The sequence below is a fragment of the Janthinobacterium darwini genome (assembly GCF_051380905.1).
Lineage (GTDB): Bacteria > Pseudomonadota > Gammaproteobacteria > Burkholderiales > Burkholderiaceae_D > Janthinobacterium.
In genome coordinates, this window is record NZ_JBNYXX010000001.1 from 349,277 (window position 1) to 368,291 (window position 19,015).

Annotated in this window: 22 protein-coding genes and 2 pseudogenes; 5 read left to right on the forward strand and 19 right to left on the reverse strand. The window is 62.9% G+C overall.

Annotated features, from left to right (window positions below; translation table 11 throughout):
• The first annotated feature begins 17 nt into the window (after positions 1-17).
• The 3 genes from flgL to ACQ4WZ_RS01585 all read left to right on the forward strand — a co-directional run bounded on the left by flgL (position 18) and on the right by ACQ4WZ_RS01585 (position 3,190).
• The gene (gene flgL, locus ACQ4WZ_RS01575) at positions 18-1,259 is read left to right on the forward strand and encodes a flagellar hook-associated protein FlgL (RefSeq protein ID WP_180338518.1); all 1,242 of its coding nucleotides are present in this window, start codon (positions 18-20) and stop codon (positions 1,257-1,259) included.
• Between the two features lie 170 nt (positions 1,260-1,429).
• Positions 1,430-1,882, forward strand: coding sequence for a MarR family winged helix-turn-helix transcriptional regulator (locus ACQ4WZ_RS01580; RefSeq protein WP_101482400.1), 453 nt, complete (start codon positions 1,430-1,432; stop codon positions 1,880-1,882).
• A gap of 48 nt (positions 1,883-1,930) precedes the next feature.
• Positions 1,931-3,190, forward strand: coding sequence for an MFS transporter (locus ACQ4WZ_RS01585; protein WP_436572417.1), 1,260 nt, complete (start codon positions 1,931-1,933; stop codon positions 3,188-3,190).
• A gap of 9 nt (positions 3,191-3,199) precedes the next feature.
• Here ACQ4WZ_RS01585 and ACQ4WZ_RS01590 read toward each other — a convergent pair.
• A pseudogene (locus ACQ4WZ_RS01590) lies at positions 3,200-3,768 on the reverse strand (LysR substrate-binding domain-containing protein); the annotation flags it as partial.
• Between ACQ4WZ_RS01590 and ACQ4WZ_RS01595 the strand changes: the two are divergent.
• A pseudogene (locus tag ACQ4WZ_RS01595) lies at positions 3,756-3,872 on the forward strand (amino acid transporter); the annotation flags it as partial. The pseudogenes ACQ4WZ_RS01590 and ACQ4WZ_RS01595 overlap by 13 nt on opposite strands.
• A gap of 6 nt (positions 3,873-3,878) precedes the next feature.
• Here the strand turns inward: ACQ4WZ_RS01595 and fliR are convergent.
• The 13 genes from fliR to fliF all read right to left on the reverse strand — a co-directional run bounded on the left by fliR (position 3,879) and on the right by fliF (position 15,218).
• Positions 3,879-4,739, reverse strand: a complete 861-nt coding sequence (gene fliR, locus ACQ4WZ_RS01600; RefSeq protein ID WP_436572418.1) for a flagellar biosynthetic protein FliR — start codon at positions 4,737-4,739, stop codon at positions 3,879-3,881.
• A gap of 16 nt (positions 4,740-4,755) precedes the next feature.
• Positions 4,756-5,025: a flagellar biosynthesis protein FliQ gene (gene fliQ / locus ACQ4WZ_RS01605; RefSeq protein WP_035821365.1), complete on the reverse strand. Its 270-nt coding sequence runs from the start codon at positions 5,023-5,025 to the stop codon at positions 4,756-4,758.
• Between the two features lie 10 nt (positions 5,026-5,035).
• Positions 5,036-5,812: a flagellar type III secretion system pore protein FliP gene (gene fliP / locus ACQ4WZ_RS01610; protein ID WP_071075858.1), complete on the reverse strand. Its 777-nt coding sequence runs from the start codon at positions 5,810-5,812 to the stop codon at positions 5,036-5,038.
• Positions 5,802-6,389: a flagellar biosynthetic protein FliO gene (fliO, locus tag ACQ4WZ_RS01615; protein ID WP_436572419.1), complete on the reverse strand. Its 588-nt coding sequence runs from the start codon at positions 6,387-6,389 to the stop codon at positions 5,802-5,804. The genes fliP and fliO overlap by 11 nt, the downstream gene beginning before the upstream one ends.
• Positions 6,386-6,820: a flagellar motor switch protein FliN gene (gene fliN, locus ACQ4WZ_RS01620; protein ID WP_034754038.1), complete on the reverse strand. Its 435-nt coding sequence runs from the start codon at positions 6,818-6,820 to the stop codon at positions 6,386-6,388. The genes fliO and fliN overlap by 4 nt, the downstream gene beginning before the upstream one ends.
• Before the next feature lie 51 nt (positions 6,821-6,871).
• Positions 6,872-7,858: a flagellar motor switch protein FliM gene (gene fliM, locus ACQ4WZ_RS01625; protein ID WP_101482396.1), complete on the reverse strand. Its 987-nt coding sequence runs from the start codon at positions 7,856-7,858 to the stop codon at positions 6,872-6,874.
• A 6-nt stretch (positions 7,859-7,864) separates the two neighbouring features.
• Positions 7,865-8,377 carry a flagellar basal body-associated protein FliL gene (fliL, locus tag ACQ4WZ_RS01630; protein WP_101482395.1) on the reverse strand — a complete coding sequence of 171 codons (513 nt, stop codon included), beginning with the start codon at positions 8,375-8,377 and terminating at the stop codon, positions 7,865-7,867.
• A 186-nt stretch (positions 8,378-8,563) separates the two neighbouring features.
• On the reverse strand, positions 8,564-9,856 hold the full coding sequence (locus tag ACQ4WZ_RS01635; RefSeq protein ID WP_436572420.1) for a flagellar hook-length control protein FliK: 1,293 nt from the start codon (positions 9,854-9,856) through the stop codon (positions 8,564-8,566).
• A 19-nt stretch (positions 9,857-9,875) separates the two neighbouring features.
• Positions 9,876-10,316 carry a flagellar export protein FliJ gene (fliJ, locus tag ACQ4WZ_RS01640; RefSeq protein ID WP_101482393.1) on the reverse strand — a complete coding sequence of 147 codons (441 nt, stop codon included), beginning with the start codon at positions 10,314-10,316 and terminating at the stop codon, positions 9,876-9,878.
• Positions 10,317-10,348: 32 nt separating this feature from the next.
• Positions 10,349-11,665, reverse strand: a complete 1,317-nt coding sequence (gene fliI / locus ACQ4WZ_RS01645) for a flagellar protein export ATPase FliI (protein ID WP_243858287.1) — start codon at positions 11,663-11,665, stop codon at positions 10,349-10,351.
• A gap of 89 nt (positions 11,666-11,754) precedes the next feature.
• Positions 11,755-12,468, reverse strand: coding sequence for a flagellar assembly protein FliH (locus ACQ4WZ_RS01650; RefSeq protein WP_101482391.1), 714 nt, complete (start codon positions 12,466-12,468; stop codon positions 11,755-11,757).
• A gap of 43 nt (positions 12,469-12,511) precedes the next feature.
• Entirely contained in the window at positions 12,512-13,510 is a 999-nt protein-coding gene (gene fliG / locus ACQ4WZ_RS01655; protein ID WP_101482390.1) for a flagellar motor switch protein FliG, read from the reverse strand.
• Positions 13,503-15,218: a flagellar basal-body MS-ring/collar protein FliF gene (gene fliF / locus ACQ4WZ_RS01660; RefSeq protein ID WP_101482389.1), complete on the reverse strand. Its 1,716-nt coding sequence runs from the start codon at positions 15,216-15,218 to the stop codon at positions 13,503-13,505. The genes fliG and fliF overlap by 8 nt, the downstream gene beginning before the upstream one ends.
• Before the next feature lie 339 nt (positions 15,219-15,557).
• Here fliF and fliE point away from each other — a divergent pair, with 339 nt between their 5' ends.
• The gene (gene fliE, locus ACQ4WZ_RS01665) at positions 15,558-15,860 is read left to right on the forward strand and encodes a flagellar hook-basal body complex protein FliE (RefSeq protein ID WP_257562501.1); all 303 of its coding nucleotides are present in this window, start codon (positions 15,558-15,560) and stop codon (positions 15,858-15,860) included.
• Between the two features lie 72 nt (positions 15,861-15,932).
• Here fliE and ACQ4WZ_RS01670 read toward each other — a convergent pair whose 3' ends face one another.
• The 5 genes from ACQ4WZ_RS01670 to fliS are packed head-to-tail and all read right to left on the reverse strand — an operon-like array spanning position 15,933 to position 18,996.
• A complete protein-coding gene (locus ACQ4WZ_RS01670) occupies positions 15,933-16,694 on the reverse strand; it encodes a flagellar brake protein (RefSeq protein WP_243857962.1) in 762 nt (253 codons plus the stop codon).
• Positions 16,695-16,704: 10 nt separating this feature from the next.
• Positions 16,705-17,031: an EscU/YscU/HrcU family type III secretion system export apparatus switch protein gene (locus tag ACQ4WZ_RS01675; protein WP_035821344.1), complete on the reverse strand. Its 327-nt coding sequence runs from the start codon at positions 17,029-17,031 to the stop codon at positions 16,705-16,707.
• Positions 17,024-18,202 (reverse strand): flagellar hook-length control protein FliK, encoded by a 1,179-nt coding sequence (gene fliK / locus ACQ4WZ_RS01680; RefSeq protein ID WP_436572421.1) that lies wholly within the window; start codon positions 18,200-18,202, stop codon positions 17,024-17,026. Before fliK ends, ACQ4WZ_RS01675 begins: the two co-directional genes overlap by 8 nt.
• A 17-nt stretch (positions 18,203-18,219) precedes the next feature.
• Positions 18,220-18,546 (reverse strand): flagellar protein FliT, encoded by a 327-nt coding sequence (locus tag ACQ4WZ_RS01685; RefSeq protein ID WP_133989799.1) that lies wholly within the window; start codon positions 18,544-18,546, stop codon positions 18,220-18,222.
• 3 nt (positions 18,547-18,549) lie between these two features.
• On the reverse strand, positions 18,550-18,996 hold the full coding sequence (gene fliS, locus ACQ4WZ_RS01690; protein ID WP_133989801.1) for a flagellar export chaperone FliS: 447 nt from the start codon (positions 18,994-18,996) through the stop codon (positions 18,550-18,552).
• Positions 18,997-19,015: the final 19 nt, after the last annotated feature.

Sequence of the window (19,015 nt, forward strand, 5' to 3'; positions counted from 1 at the left end):
TCTGGAAGGGCAGCATCATGCGCATCAGTACACGAATGATTTATGACCAGGGCAGCTCGCAGCTGAACAATCTGCAGGGCGCCTTGAACCGTACGCAGATGCAGCTGTCGGCGAACCGCCGCAACCTGACGCCGGCCGACGATCCGATCGCCTCGGCGCGCGCGCTGGAAGTGACGCAGTCGCAATCGATCAATACCCAGTTCGTGACGAACCGCTCGAACGCGAAGAATTTCCTGTCGCAGGAAGAGCTGGCATTGGCCAGCACCACTTCGCTGATCGCCGACGTGAAAGACCTGGTCCTGAAGGCCGGTAATCCTGCCCTCAAGGATGTCGACCGCGATACCCTGGCCAAGGAGCTGGAAGGCCGGCTGACCGACTTGCTGGGCATCGCCAACACGGCCGATGGCGCCGGCGGCTACCTGTTTTCCGGCTATAAATCCACCACCCAGCCATTCAGCCAGACGCCGACGGGCGCCACCTATGTGGGCGACCAGGGGCAGCGCGAATTGCAGGTGGGTTCGGCGCGCTACCTCGCTACCAGCGATTCCGGCGCCACCGTCTTCGAAAATAACCTGACCGGCAACGGCAAGTTCACCACGGCGGCGGCCACCGCGAACTTTACGCGCGGCGGCTCGGGCATCGTGTCGGGCGGCACGGTGACGGACCCGTCGCTATTGACGGGGCACAAGTATTCTATCGATTTCAAGGTCACTGGCACGGGCACCGACGCCGTCACCACGTACACCGTCACGGACGCCACCTTGGGCCAGACGGTGCCGAATCCCGCCGTGCCCATTCCCTACAAGGCGGGCGACGCCATTACCTTCGACGGCCAGCAGGTAAACATCACGGGCAAACCGGCCGACCAGGACAGCTTTACGCTGGAGCCTAGCGCCAAGGAATCGCTGTTTACCACCGTGAAAAACCTGATCGGCGTGCTGCGCCAGCCGGGCAGCGGCGATGCGGGCCAGGCGCGCCTGACGAACGGCTTGAACGCCGCGCATAATATTCTCGACACGGCCTATGACAATGTCCTGTCCGTGCGCGCGGAAGTCGGTTCCCGCATGAAGGAACTCGATTATCTCGACAGCGCAGGCGACGACCTCGATATCCAGTACGCCACCACCCTGTCGGATCTGCAAGACCTGGACATGGTCAAGGCCATTTCCACTTTCAGCCAGCAGCAGGTGACCCTGCAGGCGGCGCAAAAATCGTTTACCTCGATTTCAGGCCTGTCACTGTTCAATTACATCAGTTAAGCGGCCAGCATCGCAGGATGACCGGCAAGCCGGGGCAGGGAGTGCATCTCCCGCCCCGGCATTTTTTTTGCGCCTGCAATCTGGCCATTCTTGCAATATACACAGGCAAACTGTGCAGTCTACCTGACTATCTGTTATAGTGGAGGTCGTTGATCCACCCCACGGCTACCATGACCACCCAGCAAGAAGAACACGAAGACCACGAGCAGGTGCTGCAACTGGCTGGCGAATTGCGCATTCTCATCGGCAAGCTGCGCCGCCGCCTGCGCGAAGAAGCGCACCTGGGCGATGTCAGCATGTCGCAGGCATCCGTGCTGAGCCGCCTTGAGCGCGACGGCCCGGCCACCGCCAGCAGCCTGGCGCGCGCTGAAGGCATGCGGCCCCAGTCGATGGCTGCCACCGTGCAAGCCTTGACGCTAGCGCAGATGGTGACGGGTTCGCCCGACCCGCTGGATGGCCGGCAGACGCTGTTGACCCTGACGGATAGTTGCCGGGCCTGGATCGCGACCAGCCGCGCCGCGCGCGAAGACTGGCTGGCGCGCACCATTGAAAACCGGCTCACGCCGGCCGAAGTCACCGAACTGAACCAAGCGGTGGCATTACTCAAACGCTTGGCGGAATGACCCGCTGAATTTTTCACCACGACCCCGGCAAGGAGCCCGCACGCCCAGATGAACAACACATTCCGTTCGCTACGCATTCCCAATTACCGTATCTGGGCCGGCGGCGCCCTCGTGTCGAATATCGGCACCTGGATGCAGCGCACGGCGCAGGATTGGTTGGTGCTGAGCGAATTGACGCAGCACAAAGCCAGTGCCGTCGGCATCGTCATGGCCTTGCAATTCGGCCCGCAACTGCTGTTGCTGCCCCTGACGGGCATGGCGGCCGACTTGCTCGACCGGAGAAAATTGCTGCTGTGCACGCAGGCGGCGATGGGCTTGCTGGCGCTGGGACTCGGGATATTGTGCATCAGCGGCCTGGTACAACTGTGGCATGTGTATGTGTTTGCTTTCCTGCTGGGATGCGTGACGGCCTTCGATTCGCCCGTGCGCCAGACCTTTGTTTCCGAAATTGTGGGCGAGGAAGACCTGACGAATGCCGTGGCGCTCAATTCCACCTCGTTCAATGCGGCGCGCATGCTGGGCCCTGCGGCAGCAGGGCTGCTGATCAGCAGCGTCGGCAGCGGTTGGGTCTTTATCATCAACGCCGCCTCGTTTGCGGCCGTGATCGGTTCACTGTTGCTGCTGCGCGTGGAGTTGCTGCGCCGCGCGCCGCGTATCAAGGCCACCCGCGCCAGCCTGGGCGAGGGCTTTCGCTACGTGCGCCAGCGGCCCGACCTGATGGCCATCCTGCTGATGCTGTTCCTGATCGGCACCTTTGGCCTGAATTTCCCGATTTTCCTCTCGACCATGTCGGTCACGGCATTCCAGGCGGGCGCCGGCCAGTATGGCGTGCTCAGTTCCGTGATGGCTTGCGGCTCCGTGGCCGGCGCCCTGCTGGCGGCGGGGCGCGGCCAGCCCACGCTGGCCTTGCTGCTGGGGGCGGCCGCGCTGTTCGGCCTGGCCTGCGCGCTGGCCGCCGTGATGCCCAATTACTGGCTGTTCGGCATGATGCTGGTGGTCATCGGCATCGCCGCGCAAACGTTTACCACCAGCGTCAATAGCAGCGTGCAACTGTCGACGGCGCCCGCCATGCGGGGCCGCGTGATGGCCATCCTGCTGGCGATCTCGGCGGGCGGCACGCCGCTGGGCGCGCCCGTGGTGGGCTGGGTGGCCGACACTTTCGGCCCGCGCTGGGCGCTGGGCATCGGCGCCCTGTCGGGCCTGGCAGCAGCCCTGGTCGGCGTGCGCTACTTGGTCAAATATCACCAGTTGCGCCTGAATCTGGATCTGCGGCGCTGGCGCCTTGCGCTCAGCAGCGACCAGCACTGAAGCGACAAGTCAGGGCGGCAGCAAGCCCGTGCGGGCGGCGGCCAGGATGGCCCCGCTCAAGCCGTCGAGCGGGCCGGACGCGGCGCGTGGCGTATGCCAGTGCAGGGGGCACATCCATAGGCGTGTCGGGCAGCAGTTCGATCAGGCTGCCATTGTCGAGACAGGGCTGGATCAGTGCCTGCGGATGCAAGCCCCAGCCCATGCCGGCCAGGCCTGCCGTGACGAAGGCATGCGAGGAAGGCAGGGCATGGCGCGGCAGTTCCACGTGCCGGTGGCACAGGCGCCGCACCCGGCGAGATTGCAGCTCGTCCTTGGCATTGATTATGAGGCTGGGCGCCAGTGCCAGGCTGGCGGCGCCCACGCCCTGGGCAAAATGCCGGTGCATGAAGGCCGGACTGGCGGCCGCCAGATAGCGCATGGCGCTCAAGGGGCGGCTGTTGCAGCCCGATGCGGGCCGTGGCGCTAACGGCCGCCAGCACAGCGCCGCTGCGCAGCCACTCGGCCGTATGGTCCTGGTCGTCGACGGCCACTTGCAGCAGCACCGGGTGCTCGGCCCCGAAGGCGGCGATGGCGGGCGCCTTGGTTTGCGCGGCCCAAGGCGTGGCAAGTGCTTGATGGCTTGATTGGCGTGAGCATGTTCGTGCTGTCCGCACTGCTGTTGTGCCACGCGCTGGGCTGCTAGCCCTGATCAGCGTACGGGCGGCTGCGGTACCGGCGTCGCCGGGCGCAAGGGGTTCGGCGGCGCGGGTGGTGGCGGGCGGTCGCGCGTGGCAAAGCCGCGCGGCAGCAAACGCGCCGTTTCTATGCCGCGCAGGAACATGTTCTGGAAGGGCGTGGCCAGGTAGGGCAGGACCATGCTGATCACCAGCAAGCCCACTCCCAGGGTGACGGGGAAGCCGATACCGAAAATGTTCAGCTGCGGCGCGGCTCGGGTCAAGATGCCCAGGGCCACGTTGGTCAGCAACAAGGCAGCGATGATGGGCAGCGAAATTTGCAGGCCGGAACGGAAGATTTCCCCGCCCCAGGCCGCCAATTGCTGGAAACCGCCGCCGCTGATGGGACTCGATGAGATGGGCAGGCTGACAAAGCTTTCCGCCAGCGCCGCCAGCAAGACCAGATGGCCGTTGACAGTGAGAAACATCAACGTGGCCAGCATGACGAGGAACTGGCTGATGGCGGAAGACCTGCCCTTGGTTTGCGGGTCGAAGAAGGAGGCGAAGCCCAGACCCATGGTGAGGCTGCTGAGCTCACCGGCCATTTCGATGGCGGAAAACACGATGCGGATGGAAAAGCCCATGGCGAGCCCCACCAGCATCTCTTGCGTGAGGATCAGCAAACCGGGCAATGACATCGGGTTGACGGCCGGCAAGGCAGGTACGGTGGGGGCGATGATCATGGCCAGCAGCGCGCCCAGGGTCACCTTGACGGTGGCCGGCACGGCAGCGTTGCCGAACAGGGGGGCGGCCGCGATCAGGCCGAGGACGCGGCTAAGCGGCCACAGCAGTGCTGCGATCCACGTGTTCAGTTCGATGCTGGACAGGGTCAGCATGGCAACGGTTGCTGCACTAGCCCACCAGGTTCGGAATGCCCGTAAATACCTGGCGCATGTAGTCGAGCATGACGGACAGCATCCACGGGCCGGCCACGACGAGCGCGACAAAGATGCCGACCAGCTTTGGGATGAAAGACAGGGTCGCCTCGTTGATCTGCGTGGCCGCCTGGAAGATACTCACGATCAAGCCGATGATGAGGGCGACAAGCAGCATGGGCGCGGCCACCATCAGGGTGATTTCCATCGCGTGGCGGCCCAGGGTCATGACGCTTTCGGGTGTCATTGTATTTCCCCTAGTAAAAACTCTGTGACAGCGAGCCCAGCAGCAACTGCCAGCCATCGACCAGCACGAACAACATCAGCTTGAACGGCAGCGAAATGGTGGCCGGCGACATCATCATCATACCCATCGACATCAGTACGCTGGCGACCACCATGTCGATGATCAAAAACGGGATGAAGATGGCAAAGCCGATCTGGAACGCCGTTTTCAGTTCACTCGTGACGAAGGCGGGCACGAGGATACGCAGCGGCACGTCTTCCGGGCCTTGCAAGGCCGGCGAGCGCGACATCTTGGCGAACAGGGCCAGGTCAGCCTGGCGCGTTTGCTTGAGCATGAAGGTTTTCAGGGGATCGACACCCTTGTCCATGGCTTGCTGCATGCTGATCTTATTTTCCTGATAAGGAAGATAGGCATCCGTATAAATCTTGTCGAACACGGGGCCCATGACGAATAAGGTCAAAAACAGGGCCAGCCCCACCAGCACCTGGTTAGGCGGCGCCGATTGCGTGCCGATGGCCTGGCGCAGCAGGGATAGTACGATGATGATGCGCGTAAAGCAGGTCATCATCAAGAGGGCCGCCGGCAAGAAGGTGAGCGACGTCATCAGGATGAGCGTCTGCACCGGCAGAGAGTAATTCTGTCCTCCGCCCGGCGCTGGCGTGCTGTTGAAGGCGGGGATGCCCGGCTGGGCCATGGCCCACAGCGGCAAGGCCAGGGCGGCCGCCGCCAGCAGCCAGGTCAGGGGAGTCTTTACGTTGGACCACGCCATCTGCTGCTTATTTCCCATTGCGTTTTTCGATGGTCTGTTTCAGCCACTCGGAAAAATTGGCGGCCGCAGGGCCGTTTTGCGCCGTTGCCAGTTGCGGCAACTCGCCTTCCTGGCGCGGCATGGTGGCCAGCGCGTTGATGCGGCCGGGTGAGGCGCCGACAACGATCCACTGGTCGGCCACTTCGACGAGGACGATGCGTTCGCGTCCGCCCAGGTTGAGCGAGCTGACGACGCGCATCTTGTTGTTGCCGCCCATGACCTTGGGACCATAGCGCTTCATGAACCAGGCCAGGCCGATCAGCAAGGCCAGCACGAACACCAGTGCGAAGATGGTTTGCAGCAAGCTTCCAGCCGAGCTCGTCGGCGCCATCGTCATGGGCGCGCCTGCCGGCATGGCGGGCAGGGCGGTGGCAGGCGCCGATGCAGCGGCAGCGGCGGCAGCGGGTTTTTCAGTTGCAACTTCGGCAGGTGCGCTGGCCGCTGCCGTTTCAGCCGGGGCCGAAGCGGGTACGGGCGCCGAAGCTGGCGCCGCCAGCGCAATGCTGCATGCCGCCATGAGCGGCAGCAGGGTGGAAATCAACAGGCCAGGCTTCATTTATTCAATTTTCGGATGCGTTCGGAAGGCGTGATGATGTCGGTCAGGCGGATACCAAACTTGTCATTCACCACCACCACTTCGCCCTGGGCAATCAGGCAGCCGTTCACCAGCACGTCCATCGGTTCGCCGGCCAGGCCGTCGAGCTCGACCACGGAACCCTGCGCCAGTTGCAGCAAGTTCTTGATGGCGATCTTGGTGCGGCCCAGCTCTACCGTCAGCTGCACGGGGATATCGAGGATGAAATCGATATCGTTGTGCGTTTCCGACTTCGACGCCTGCTTGGAAAAATCCTTGAACACGGCGGCACTGGCCGCGCTGGCCGTATTGGCGGCCTGGTTTTGCAGCGCTTCCGCTTCCGCCTTGGCCTGCTCGGCAATGGCCGCGCCCCAATCGTCTTCCGCGCTTTGGTCGTCTTGGTTGTCAGACATGTGTTTCTCCTGTTGTACAGATACGGACCGCAACGCGGCCCGGGTAATTATTTAGTGATTGTTCATGTTATCGGTGTTTGCCAATAACTTTTCGACTTTCAGCGCATATTGTCCGTTCAACACGCCGTAGGTGCAATCCATCACGGGCACGCCGTCGACGGTGGCGGCGATCAGTTCGGGAATATTCAGCGGGATAATGTCGCCCACCTTCATGTTCAGGATTTCGTCGAACGAGACGCGCGCCGTGCCCAGCGAGGCCACCAGTTCCACTTCGGCGATCTGGATTTGCTGCGTCATCAGGCGGATCCAGCGCTTGTCCACTTCCAGCGCCTCGCCCTGCAGGCTCGAGGTCAGCGAATCGCGGATCGGCTCGATCATCGAATATGGCATGCAGAAGTGAATTTGTCCGGAAACGGAGCCTAGTTCCACCGTAAATGTGGAGGCAACCACCACTTCGTTCGGCGTGGCGATGTTGGCGAACTGCGTGTTCATTTCTGAACGAATATATTCGAACTCGACGGGGAAGACCGGCTCCCACGACTTGGTATAGGCTTCAAAGACGATGTCGAGGATGCGCAAGATGATGCGCTGCTCCGTCTGCGTAAAATCGCGCCCTTCGACGCGCGTATGGAAACGTCCGTCGCCGCCGAACAGATTGTCAACCAGCAAGAATACGAGGCCCGGATCGAAGACCATCAGGGCCGTGCCGCGCAGCGGCTTCATGTGCACCAGGTTCAGATTGGTCGGCACCACCAGATTGCGGATGAATTCGCTGTATTTCGATACGCGCACGGAACCTACTGACACTTCGGCGCTGCGGCGCAGGAAGTTGAACAGGCCCACGCGCAGCAGGCGGGCGAAACGCTCGTTGATAATTTCCAACGTTGGCATCCGGCCGCGCACGATGCGCTCCTGGGTTGCCAGGTTGTAGGTACGAACTCCCGTGACATCTTCCGGCGCCTGCGCGTCGTCCTGGTCTCCGTTGACGCCCTTCAAAAGGGCATCGACTTCTTCCTGGGAGAGGAAATTATCGGCCATGGCTGCTTATTGAATGATGAATGCGGTAAATAATACGTCCGTCACGTCCTGCTCCGGCCCTTTGTCCTCGAACGGCTGGTTCACCTGATTGATGATTTCGGCCGCCAGTTGCTGCTTGCCTTCCACGGTATTGAGTTCGGATGCTTTTTTGCCGGACAGCAGCAGCAGCAAGCGGCTACGCACCTTCGGCATGTTGACCTTGATCAAGTCCATTTCTTCCGGGCTGCTCGCTTGCAAGGTGAATGCGATTTGCAGGTATTGCTCGCCATTTTCCGGCTGCAAGTTGACGGTGAAGGCATCGATGGGCACGAAGACGGGCGGACCTGCCTTGGAAGCGGCATGTTTTTTCTTGCTGGGTGCCGATTCTTCTTTATCGGCCTTGCCATGCAGGAAGTACCAGGCGGCACCGCCACCGATGCCGCCAGCCACCAGCACCGAGGCCAGCACGATGATCAGAAGCTTCTTTTTCGAGGCGCCGGCGGGGGCCAGGCCTGCATCTGCTTTCGGATCTGCTTTCATTTTTGGATTTGCTTTCAATGGTACTCGAGTGCATGGAAGTGGATCACGACGCCATTATGTCATTATCGGCAAATTCTGCGCAGAAGGATGCAGTGAAAAGAGGGCGGAAGCGCCCTCAACTCGCTGTTTTTATACGAAAAGTTACGCTGTGAGGCGCGCCAGTGGCCCGTGGACGACGAATTGGCCTCAGGCAAAGGTATCCACGGCACTCAGGCTGGGCCGGCTGCGACCGCCTGTCGCCGGCGCGATGGCGATCTCGCCACCGGTGACGCCGCCGCCCTGGCCATTGCCGCGGCGTTCGCCCGAGGCGGCACGCTCGCCATTGTTTTTCTGTTCCGGCGTGCCGGCCGAGACGGTCGCGCTGCCGAAGGCGATGCCCGCTTCGCTCATCATCTCGCGCAAGCGCGGCATGGCCGCTTCCAGCGCCTGGCGTACTTCGGGCTGGGCCGACATGAAGGCGGCATCGGCCTGGTCATTGGTGACCGTCAGGACCACTTGCACAGGCCCCAGGTCGGGTGGATTCAGGGTCAGGGTGGCGCTCTGGTCGCCACCGGCCGCCATCCACACGACCTTTTGCCCCAGTTGCTGGTCCCAGGCCGGCGTGCCGACCCGGCCCGTCAGTTTGTCTGCCGGCACGGCCACAGCGGCGGCGGCCTGCTGCAGCGCGCCTGGCTGCAGCTGGGCCGCAAGGCGGCTCAGGTCGGCAGGAGCTTCCTTGATAATCGGTTCGGCCACGGCGGTGCCAGCCCTGGCGGTGGCCGCCAGTTGCGCGTCGATGGCCAGTTTGCCCGGCTCGCCCTTGCCGGTCGGCACGCTGTTGCCTTGCGTGGTGGCCGTCTTGCCCTGGGCCAGGCCCAGGCTGTCGGCGAAGTCGGCGCTGTCGGCTTGCGCAGTGGCGGCGGTGGCGGCGGTCTTGCCGCTGCCCTGGCCGGCTGCCAGTAATGGCGCTGCTGTCACGCCCTTGGCGTCGGCCTTGACACTGGCGCGCGCTGGCAGTTCCGGCACGGCCTTGGCGGCTGGCGGCTGGATCGCCAATTGGATGCTGCCCACCAGGGCCAGCATCTCGGCGGCCGGATCGGCTGGCGGCGTGACTGTTGCGGCGGGGGCGGCGGGCACGTTTGCCTCGGCCGTGGCGCTGTCGCTAGTGGCGGGCGCGGCCGCTTCGCTGGCCGGCGCGGATGGCTGTTCGCTGGTGGCGGCCTGTTCGGTGCCCGCTTGCGCGGACTTCGTTTCCTTGGCCGGCGCCTGGCTTGGTGCCTGAGCGGGTGCTTGCGTGGCGGCAGGGCTGGCGGGGCGGGCCGCCGCCGGTGCTGCCGCTTGCTCCATATTGCGGCTGGCCTGGCGTTGCTCGATCTGGCGGTTCAGGGTGCGCTGGAAGTCGCCCGCCGTGCCGCTGGTGGGCGGCTGGCTGCGGTTGGCAGTGCCCGGCGTGGCGTTCGGCGAGACAATCTGGGAAATCGGGTTTTGCAGGGTTTGCATGATGCTGCCTCAGTGTTGCTTAGCGTTTGTAATAGGCTTGTCGCGCCGCGTGCTCATCCATTGCTTTCTGGTCGCGCTTGTTTTCCAGCTTCAGCGCCTGTTCCTGCGCCCGGTTGTTCAGGGTGGTGTAAGACATGCGCTTGCGTTCGGCGTTCTGCCAGTGCTGTTTTTCATTGTCGCTGCGTGCCTGCGCGTGATTGACCACTTGCTGCTGGCCCAGGATGGCGCTGTCGAGCTTGACCATGAAGGCCTGGAAATTGCGGTAGGCCATGGGCGTAATGCCGTTGCTCATGCTCGCCTCGAAGCGCTTGGCATAGTCATCGCGGTAACCGGACAGCATCTCGAGCTTCTGGCGGCAATCGTCCAGCGCTTTCAGGGCCGCGCCCAGGCGCTTGGCGCAATCGTCCGTTTCGCGCTGGGCAAGGTCAATCAGGGTTGCAAGTTGGGAAGGAGAAGCCATACTTGATTATATTCCCGCTGTGCAAGCCCTAATCAGTCGAATAGAGCGGTAAGTTGCCCCAAGCTCTCGTCCATGCTGACCCGCTCCGTGATTTGCTGTTGCAAAAACGCCTCGATTTTTTCATGCAGCGCGATGGCCTGGTCCAGCACGGGATCGGTGCCGGCGCTGTAGGCGCCCACGCTGATCAGGTCGCGGCTGCGTTCATAGCGCGAATACAGTTGCTTGAGTTTGCGCGCCTGCTGCTGGTGTTCATGCGTGGTGATCGAGTGGGCAGCGCGTGAAATCGATTGCTCGATGTCGATGGCCGGGTAGTGGCCTGCCTCGGCCAGGCGGCGGTTCAGCACGATGTGGCCATCGAGAATCGCGCGCGCGGAGTCGGCGATCGGGTCCTGCTGGTCGTCGCCCTCGGTCAGCACGGTGTAGAAGGCCGTGATCGAGCCGCCGCCTTCCTCGCCATTGCCGGCCCGTTCCACCAGCACGGGCAGCTTGGCGAAGACGGACGGCGGATAACCCTTGGTGGCTGGCGGTTCGCCGATGGCCAGGGCGATTTCGCGCTGCGCCATGGCGTAGCGGGTCAGCGAATCCATGATCAACAGCACGTTTTGCCCCTGGTCGCGGAAATACTCGGCAATGGCCGTCGCATACGCGGCCCCTTGCAGGCGCATCAGGGGCGGCGTGTCGGCCGGCGCGGCCACGACGACGGAGCGGGCCAAGCCTTCCGGGCCGAGAATTTGCTCGATGAATTCCTTCACCTCGCGTCCCCGTTCGCCGATCAGGCCGACGACGATCACGTCCGCTTCCGTGTAGCGGGCCATCATGCCCAGCAGCACGCTTTTACCTACGCCGGAACCGGCGAACAGACCCATGCGCTGGCCACGGCCCACGGTCAGCATGGCATTGATCGAGCGCACGCCCACGTCCAGCGTGGCCACGATGGGCGCGCGGCCCAGGGGGTTGGCGGGGCGTACATTGATGGGAGCGCTATCGGTCGTATGCAGCGGGCCCAGCTGATCAAGCGGCCGTCCTGCGCCATCGAGCACGCGGCCCAGCAGTTGCGGTCCCACGGGCAAGTGGCGCGCGCGGTCGCTGGGGCGGCGTCGCGGGTGTGCCACGCTGCCTGGGCGTGGAATGGCAGGTTCGACGGAAAACACGCGCGTGCCGGGCACGATGCCCTCGACGTCGCTTTGCGGCATCAAAAACAGGCGCTCGCCTTCAAAGCCCACCACTTCCGCCTCGACCCGCCCGCCATTGGGCAGCGGCACAGTGCAGGCGGCGCCCACGGCCAGGCGCAGACCCACGGCTTCCATCACCAGGCCGGCCACGCGCGTGACTCGCCCCGAAATTTGCATCGGTTCGACAAAGCCGACCACGGCCGAACAGTCGCTCAGGTAGGCGCGCCAGCGCGCCGCATGGGCATTCGGGCCTTTGACGGGCTCGCTCACGGCGCCAGCCAGTCCAGGTCCTTGCCCAGCGCATGCGTCAGGCGCTGCCAGCGGGTGGAGCTTTGCGCGTCGATCTGGTTGCTGGCCGTGTCGATCTTGCAACCGCCGCGTTCCACGCTCGGGTCTTCGATGACACGCCAGCCACCCTTGTCGAGCTCATCGCCGATACCGTCGCGTACCACTTGCGCATCTTCCGGATTGAGCATCAGCAAGGCTGGTTGTTGCAGCACAGGCAAGTATTCGATGGCTTCGCGCACCACCGGCAGCATCAGCTCGGGGCGCACGGGCAAGGCTGTCTTCAGCATGGCCTTGGCCAGTTGCAAGGCCAGTTCCATGACTTCGTTGGCGATCAGTTCATCGGCCTGGTGCACGGCCGTGCCGAAGTCGACGGCGATAGTTTGCAGATGCGCCAGTTCCACGCTGGATGCCGCCTTGCCTTCCGCATACGATTGCGCATGGCCATCGGCATGCCCGGCCGCGTGGCCTTCCGCATAACCGGCGGCGCGGCCCTCGTCGAAGGCCGTGGCGCGCGCTTCCTCGCGGATGGCGTCGAGTTCTTCCTGCGTCGGATATTCCAGCGGCGGGGCCAGCTCTTCTTCCTGCAGTTCGCCGTAAGGATCAACTTCCGGGTCGAATTCCGGTGCCGGCTCCGGTTCGAGCAGCTTGCGCGCCGCCACTACGCTGGGGCGCTCGTCGCCAAACGAGGTCATTTCCCAGCGCTGGTAAGCGGTTTGTTGCTCTTTGGGTATTAAATTAGACAAACGAATCCTCGCCTTTTCCACCCAGTACTATCTGCCCTTCGTCCGCCAGGCGGCGCACGATTTGCAGGATCTGTTTCTGTTGCGATTCGACTTCCGACAGGCGCACGGGGCCTTTCGACTCCAGGTCTTCGCGCATCATCTCGCCGGCACGCTGCGACATGTTCTTGAAGATCTTGTCGCGCAGCTCTTGCGAGGCGCCTTTCAGGGCGATGATCAGCATTTCCGACTGCACTTCGCGCAGCAGCAATTGAATGCCGCGGTCGTCGATGTCGATCACGTTGTCGAACACGAACATTTCGTCCATGATCTTTTGCGCCATGTCGTTGTCGTAGTTCTTGATATTGTCCATGACGGAGCCTTCTTGCTCGCCGCTCATGAAGTTGAGGATCTCGGCCGCAGCGCGCACGCCGCCCAGCGACGATTTCTTGATGTTTTCGTTACCCGACAGCAGTTTCGTCAGCACATCGTTGAGTTCGCGCAAGGCGGCCGGCTGCACGCCGTCCAGGGTGGCGATGCGCAGCACCACGTCGTTGCGCAGGCGGTCCGTGAAATGGCCGAGGATTTCGCAAGCCTGGTCGCGTTCCAGATGGACCAGGATGGTGGCGATGATCTGCGGGTGTTCGTTGCGGATCAGCTCGGACACGGATTGCGAATCCATCCACTTCAGCGATTCGATGCCGGACGCATCCTTGCCGCCCAGGATGCGCGACAGCAGCACGGACGCCTTGTCGTCGCCCAGCGCCTTGGTCAGCACCTGGCGGATGTATTCGTCCGAATCGAGGCCGACGGTGGAATTGAGTTCCGTCTGCGAGCGGAAGTCGTCCAGCACCTCGACTACCTGCTCGTGCGCGATGCCCTTCATGGTGGCCATGGCGGCGCCCAGTTTCAGCACTTCGCGCGGGCCGAGGAATTTCATGACCTCGGCCGCTTCGCTCTCGCCCAGTGCCAGCATCAGGATGGATGCTTTTTGCAGTCCCGTTGTCTCAGTCATTATTGCCTATCCATGCTTTGATTACGTTGGCCACCACGCGCGGGTCTTCCTGTGCCAGTTTCCGGGCCATTGCCAGGTTTTCGCGATAACCGCGGGCCGTATCTTCTTCCAGTTCTTCCAGCTCGGCTTCGCTGAGCAGGACTTCGTTTTCTTCGCCGTCCTTGGCCAGTTCCGGCTCGATGACGGGCGGTGGCGCACCGAAATCGTCGATCTTGCGCATCACGGGGCGCAGCATCGGGCGCACGATCTTGATGAAGATATACAGCAAAATCAGGGCCGTGATGAGGAATTTCGCCAGTTCCTTGGCCAGCGGCAAGTTGGCCGGGTCGCGCCACCACTCCAGCTTGCCTTCCGGCGCGCGCTCGATGCCGTCGAAGGGCGAATTAGCCACGCTGAAGCTGTCGCCGCGCTCCTTGTTGTAGCCCATCGCTTCCTTGACCAGATTATTGATCTGCACCATTTCGGCAGGAGAAATCGGCTTGACCGTCACCTTGCCATCCTTGTCGAAGCTGCGGCGGTAGTTGACGACGACGGCTACCGACAGGCGCCGCAAGCCGCCCATGGATTTCTGCTCGTAGCGCACAGTCTTGTCAACTTCATAATTCGTTGTCGATTCCTTTTGCGTCGGTGCCGTCGGTGCGCCAGCTGCCGCTCCCGGTGCCTCCGCCGTCAATGGCGCCGTGGCCACGCCGGGCGGCTGGTTCGACAGGGCGCCCGGCACGCCAGACGGATTGGCATTGCCGGCGCCCGTCGATTCGCTCGTTTGCTGGCTGCGGATGGTGGACGCTTCCGGCGGCGAGTTCGGCTTGTAGGTTTCGGCCGCTTGCTCGCTTTGCGAAAAATCCACGTCGGCCGTCGCTTCGGCGCGTACATTGCCTTCGCCGACGATGGGCAGCAAAATCGATTCGACTTGCTTGATCACGCTTTGTTGCAATTGCTGCACGTACTTCAATTGGTTCGGATCGAGGCTCTTGATGCCGTTGGCACGATCCTTGTCCTTTTCCTGGTTCGACAGCAGGTTGCCGGCCTGGTCGACCACGGTGACATTCACGGGCAACAGTTCCGGCACGCTGGACGCCACCAGGTGCACGATGGCGCTCACTTGCAGCTGGTCGAGGCCGCGTCCGGGATGCAGGTTCAGCAGCACGGACGCCGTCGGTTTTTGCTGTTCGCGGACGAAGACGGACGGTTTTGGCAGGGCCAGGTGGACTCTGGCCGTATCGACGGCGGACACCGATTCGATCGATTTCGCCAGTTCGCCTTCCAGCGCGCGCTGGAAATTGACCTGTTCCAGAAATTGCGAGACGCCCAGCTTCTGGTTTTCCATCAGCTCGAAGCCCACGTTGCCGCCTTTGGGCAAGCCTTGCGCGGCCAGTTTCAGGCGCGCGTCATGGACTTGCTCGGACGGCACGAGAATGGCGCCGCCCCCTTCGGAAAACTTGTGCTTGATGCCCAGCTGGTCCAGCGACGCGGTGATGGCGCCGCCGTCGCGGTCCGTATAGTTGGAAAACAGGACCTTGTACTCGGGTGGCTGGTTCCACATATACAGGGCCACGCCGATGGCAATCAGTGCCGCCACGCCCAGGCCGCGCAGGAAATTCTTGCCCATCGGCGTCTTGGCGAACGCTTGCACGGACTCCACGGGCGAGCGGGCAGGCGCCGGTTCCGGCGGTATGCGGTTCACATCGATTTCTTCGGCTACAGCCATGATTGCCTTCCGGGGCGCGTGTTATTGACGGGTATTGGGTGATGCGTGGGGGCCGCTTCCTCATGAGGAGGGGGCGATATGCAGAATTATCCGCCACTGTCACGCGCTTCAATCGTCCAAACAGAAGGTGCTTTTGCCGCCTGCTCGGCCGAGCGGTTGGCGTTCGCGCTGGTATTGTGGAACCCTGGCAACATGTGACGGAAGTTATTGTACCCGTCGTTGCCTTGCAAGCCAGGGTTTTGTTCTCTGGGTGCAACAGGCAAGGAACAGTTATGCAGCAGACCAGAATCGGGAGGCAAAGTGAAAACAGGCGGTATCGATAGCGGCAGGATCGAGGCGATGATCGCGCAACTGAAGTCGGCGGCCACGCGGCCGGAGGCGAAAATACCGGCGATCCAGACCGAGGCGCCGGCGGCAAAGGTGAATTTTGCCGATGCCTTCAAGAGCGCGCTGGACTCCGTAAGCAGTTCCCAGCAGGCTTCGTCGGCGATGGGCCAGCGCTTTACCATGGGCGACGAAAAGGTCAGCCTGTCGGACGTGATGGTGTCGATGCAAAAGTCCAGCATCGAATTCCAGGCGACGGTGCAGGTGCGAAATAAATTAGTGTCGGCGTATCACGAGATCATGAATATGCAGGTTTAAGTTTTAGCTACCCCAACGGCAAATTCCGGGGTCAGACCCGCCGGGTCTGACCCCAGCTTTCGTTTTGGGTTATTAGCCCAACCCCGCCATGCGGGCATTCCGTTCTCGTTCGAGTCGCGTGATATAGCGCTGCACATGCGCCAGCATGCTGCGCGGCAGGTCGACGAACTGGCAGCCCAGGCGGCGGTTCAGCTTGTTGTTCAGCAGGGTCATGTCCAGCGAATTGCGAATTTGCAAGGTGGCGGTGACGATGCCGACGTCGGGCAAGTCGATGCGGCAGCCGGGATAGTCCCTGCCGATGGTCTCGCCCAAGATCAGTTTATTGTCCAGGATGGCGATGCCGCCGCAGCTGATGTCGGCCAGCGGAAACAGGGTGTCGGTGCCGCCCAGCGAGGGCGGCAAGGGAATCGAGACGCGCACGGGATTGCTCACGGGCGTGGTCATGCGGTAATACTCGCGCCGCTGCAGGCGGATCAATGTTTCTGGAATGGCAATTTTCAAGGCGGGCGTGCCCTTGTAATTACACTCTTCGACCAGGGCACTGGCAAACAGGATGCGGATCTTGTCGAGCGAGGTTTCAAACGAGATGCCGGTGGCCGCCACCATGCGCCGGTTCTGGTCGGCGTTCACGGAACGGTCGAGAATGACGGTATCGCGTTCGGCATCGACTTCCAGGATGGAGGTGACGCACACATCGGATTCACCGTGGATCAGCATGCGGATCAGCTGGTTCTTTTCGCCGATGCTGCGTAGCAAGGCGATGATTTCCCGCCGTGATTCCACTTCAAAGTCATGCCAGTTTTCGAGGCCGGAATCCATAATATGTGCTTGCATTGATGCCTGTCTATGTATCGGTGAGATTGACGCTGGTGTCGGGCGGCGGCGGGATGGGTCCGCCATTCGCAGATTCAATATGATATAACCAGGCCAGCAGTTCTGCAATCGCCCGATACAGGCCGGGCGGAATCTGGCGGTCCAGGTCGACATCCATCAGCAGCGCCACCAACTCCTTCGATTCATGCACGAAGACGCCGTGTTCGCGCGCCGTACTGATGATCTGGTCCGCGATCAGACCGCTGCCCTTGGCCACTACCTTGGGCGCCGGCGTGCCGCTCTGGTAGGCCAGGGCGACGGCCGTCTGCGGCACCTTGCGCTTGGTGTCGTCAAGCATCATCTTCTCCAGCCGCCTCCGGCTTGCCGGCGATGCTGAGGGAAGACAATGGCCATCCGGCCGCCTCGAGCGACGCTTCCAGCCGCGCCGCATGCTGGCGCAAGGTGTCGGCGCTGGCCTCGCTGCCCGCTTGCATCTGGATGGCCACCCGGCCGCTCTGCAAGACCACGTGCGCGGCCAAATCGCCCAGCAGGGGGAACTGGAAGCGCACATTGCTGCGCCAGGCCATCGCCTCCTCGTCGGCCTCCGTGCCAGCGTGCTGCTGTCCTTCCGGCGCATCCTGGCTGATATCCCACTGCATCTTCTGGCCGGGCCAAGCTTCTCCCTGCCACTGCACGCGCGCCTGTTCGTGCGTATGCAGCTGCAAATTGATCAGTTGCGCCGAGGCCAGGTCGGTGCCCGTCCTGGGCGTCTCGCCCTGCGCGGCTTTTTGCATTTGCGGCTCCAGCAGCAGCGACGCCAGCGACCGCTTGCCTTCGGCCCATTCGGCCACGTGCGATTCATAGAACAAGCCGCTGCTGCCGACCGCATCCTGCAGTTTCTGGGCCACCTGGGCCGGGGCGGCGCCAGGCGTTGTCATCAGCGGCGTCTTGCCGACCAGGGACAGGGGCGCGCCGGGCACGCTTTCCGCCTGGCTGAGCACAGTGCTGATGGCGCGCGCGGTGGTGCTCAGCTCGGGCGCTGGCGTGTCGCCTGCCAGGGCGGGCAGCAAATTGGCTGGCGTCAAAGGCGCGCGGCTGAGCAGGGTGGCGGCCGTGCTGCTGGCGCGCGTGCCCGCCTGGGCGGCGCCTGGCTGGGGACCGCGCAGGTCGGCAGCCTCGGGCTCGGCTTCTGCGTCCGCAAACGTCAGCAGGGTGCGCGCGGGCTGGTCGCGGTGAGTGCCGATTTGAAAAGAGGGACGGGGATTGATGCCGATCAAGGTCAGCGGGATTTCCGTGCCCGGCTGGGCGCCGGCGGGCAGCTGCATGCGGGCCGGCGTACCGGCCACGCGCACCAGGAAGCTGCCATCGCCCATGCGGGCCAGCACCTGTCCCTGCATGGATTTGCCGATCAGTCCCTGCAGCGAGCGCTGGAACTCGGCCTGGCGCGGGTCGGCGACGGCGTCGGCCGGGCGCGTGCCCTTGACCGGGGTCAGGGGCGTCATGCCGATCGCGTCCATCTTCGGCAACATGGCGCCCCCGTGTGCGTTTAGACGCCGTAGGCGTTGGCCAGGCGCCTTTCGGTGCCCGTGCTGTTGATCAGCTTGGACAATTGCGCCATCCACGGCATGGTGAGGTCGCGGATCTTGCGGTCGTCTTCCAGTATCTGCTTGATCAGGGCGACCTTGCGCTGGCGGCCGGCGCTTTCCAGCACGACTTTTGCTTCATTCGCCTTTAGCGCTTCCGCATGCGCGCTCACTTGCTGCTCCAGCGCTTCCAGCTCGTCCCAGTCGGCGTTGGTGGCGGCAGTGACCATCTTGCCCGTCAGGGACTGCATGGTTTCATAGGTGGTCAGGACTTCTTGATTGGTCATCATGGGTCAGGCACTCGCAAGGCTGGGCATACGTTTCAAATCGGCGCCGGCGATGGCGGCGGGGGTGGTGCCTATGGCGTTCCAGGTTTCGCGCAAGTCAGTCAGCAGGCGCTGCACTTCTTCCAGCATGCCAAGATCGTTGTGGATGTTGGCCGTCAGCAGGCGCGCGCCCATGTATTCATACAGGGCGTCGAGGCCTTCGGCGATCTGGCCGCCCGCTTCCTTGTCCAGGCTGGCGCGCAAGCCATTGTCGATGATCTGGATGGCCTTCGAGATGGACTTGCCTTTTTCCGGAATATTGCCCGATTTCATGTGCATCTGTGCGCTGAGCACAGCCACCAGGGCGCCGTCGTACAGCATCACGATCAGCTTGTGCGGCGAGGCCGAAACGATGCCCGTTTCCAGGCCTACTTTGGCATAGGCATTGACGCCGCGTTGTTGGGTTCCAAACATTTAATTCTCCTGATGATAG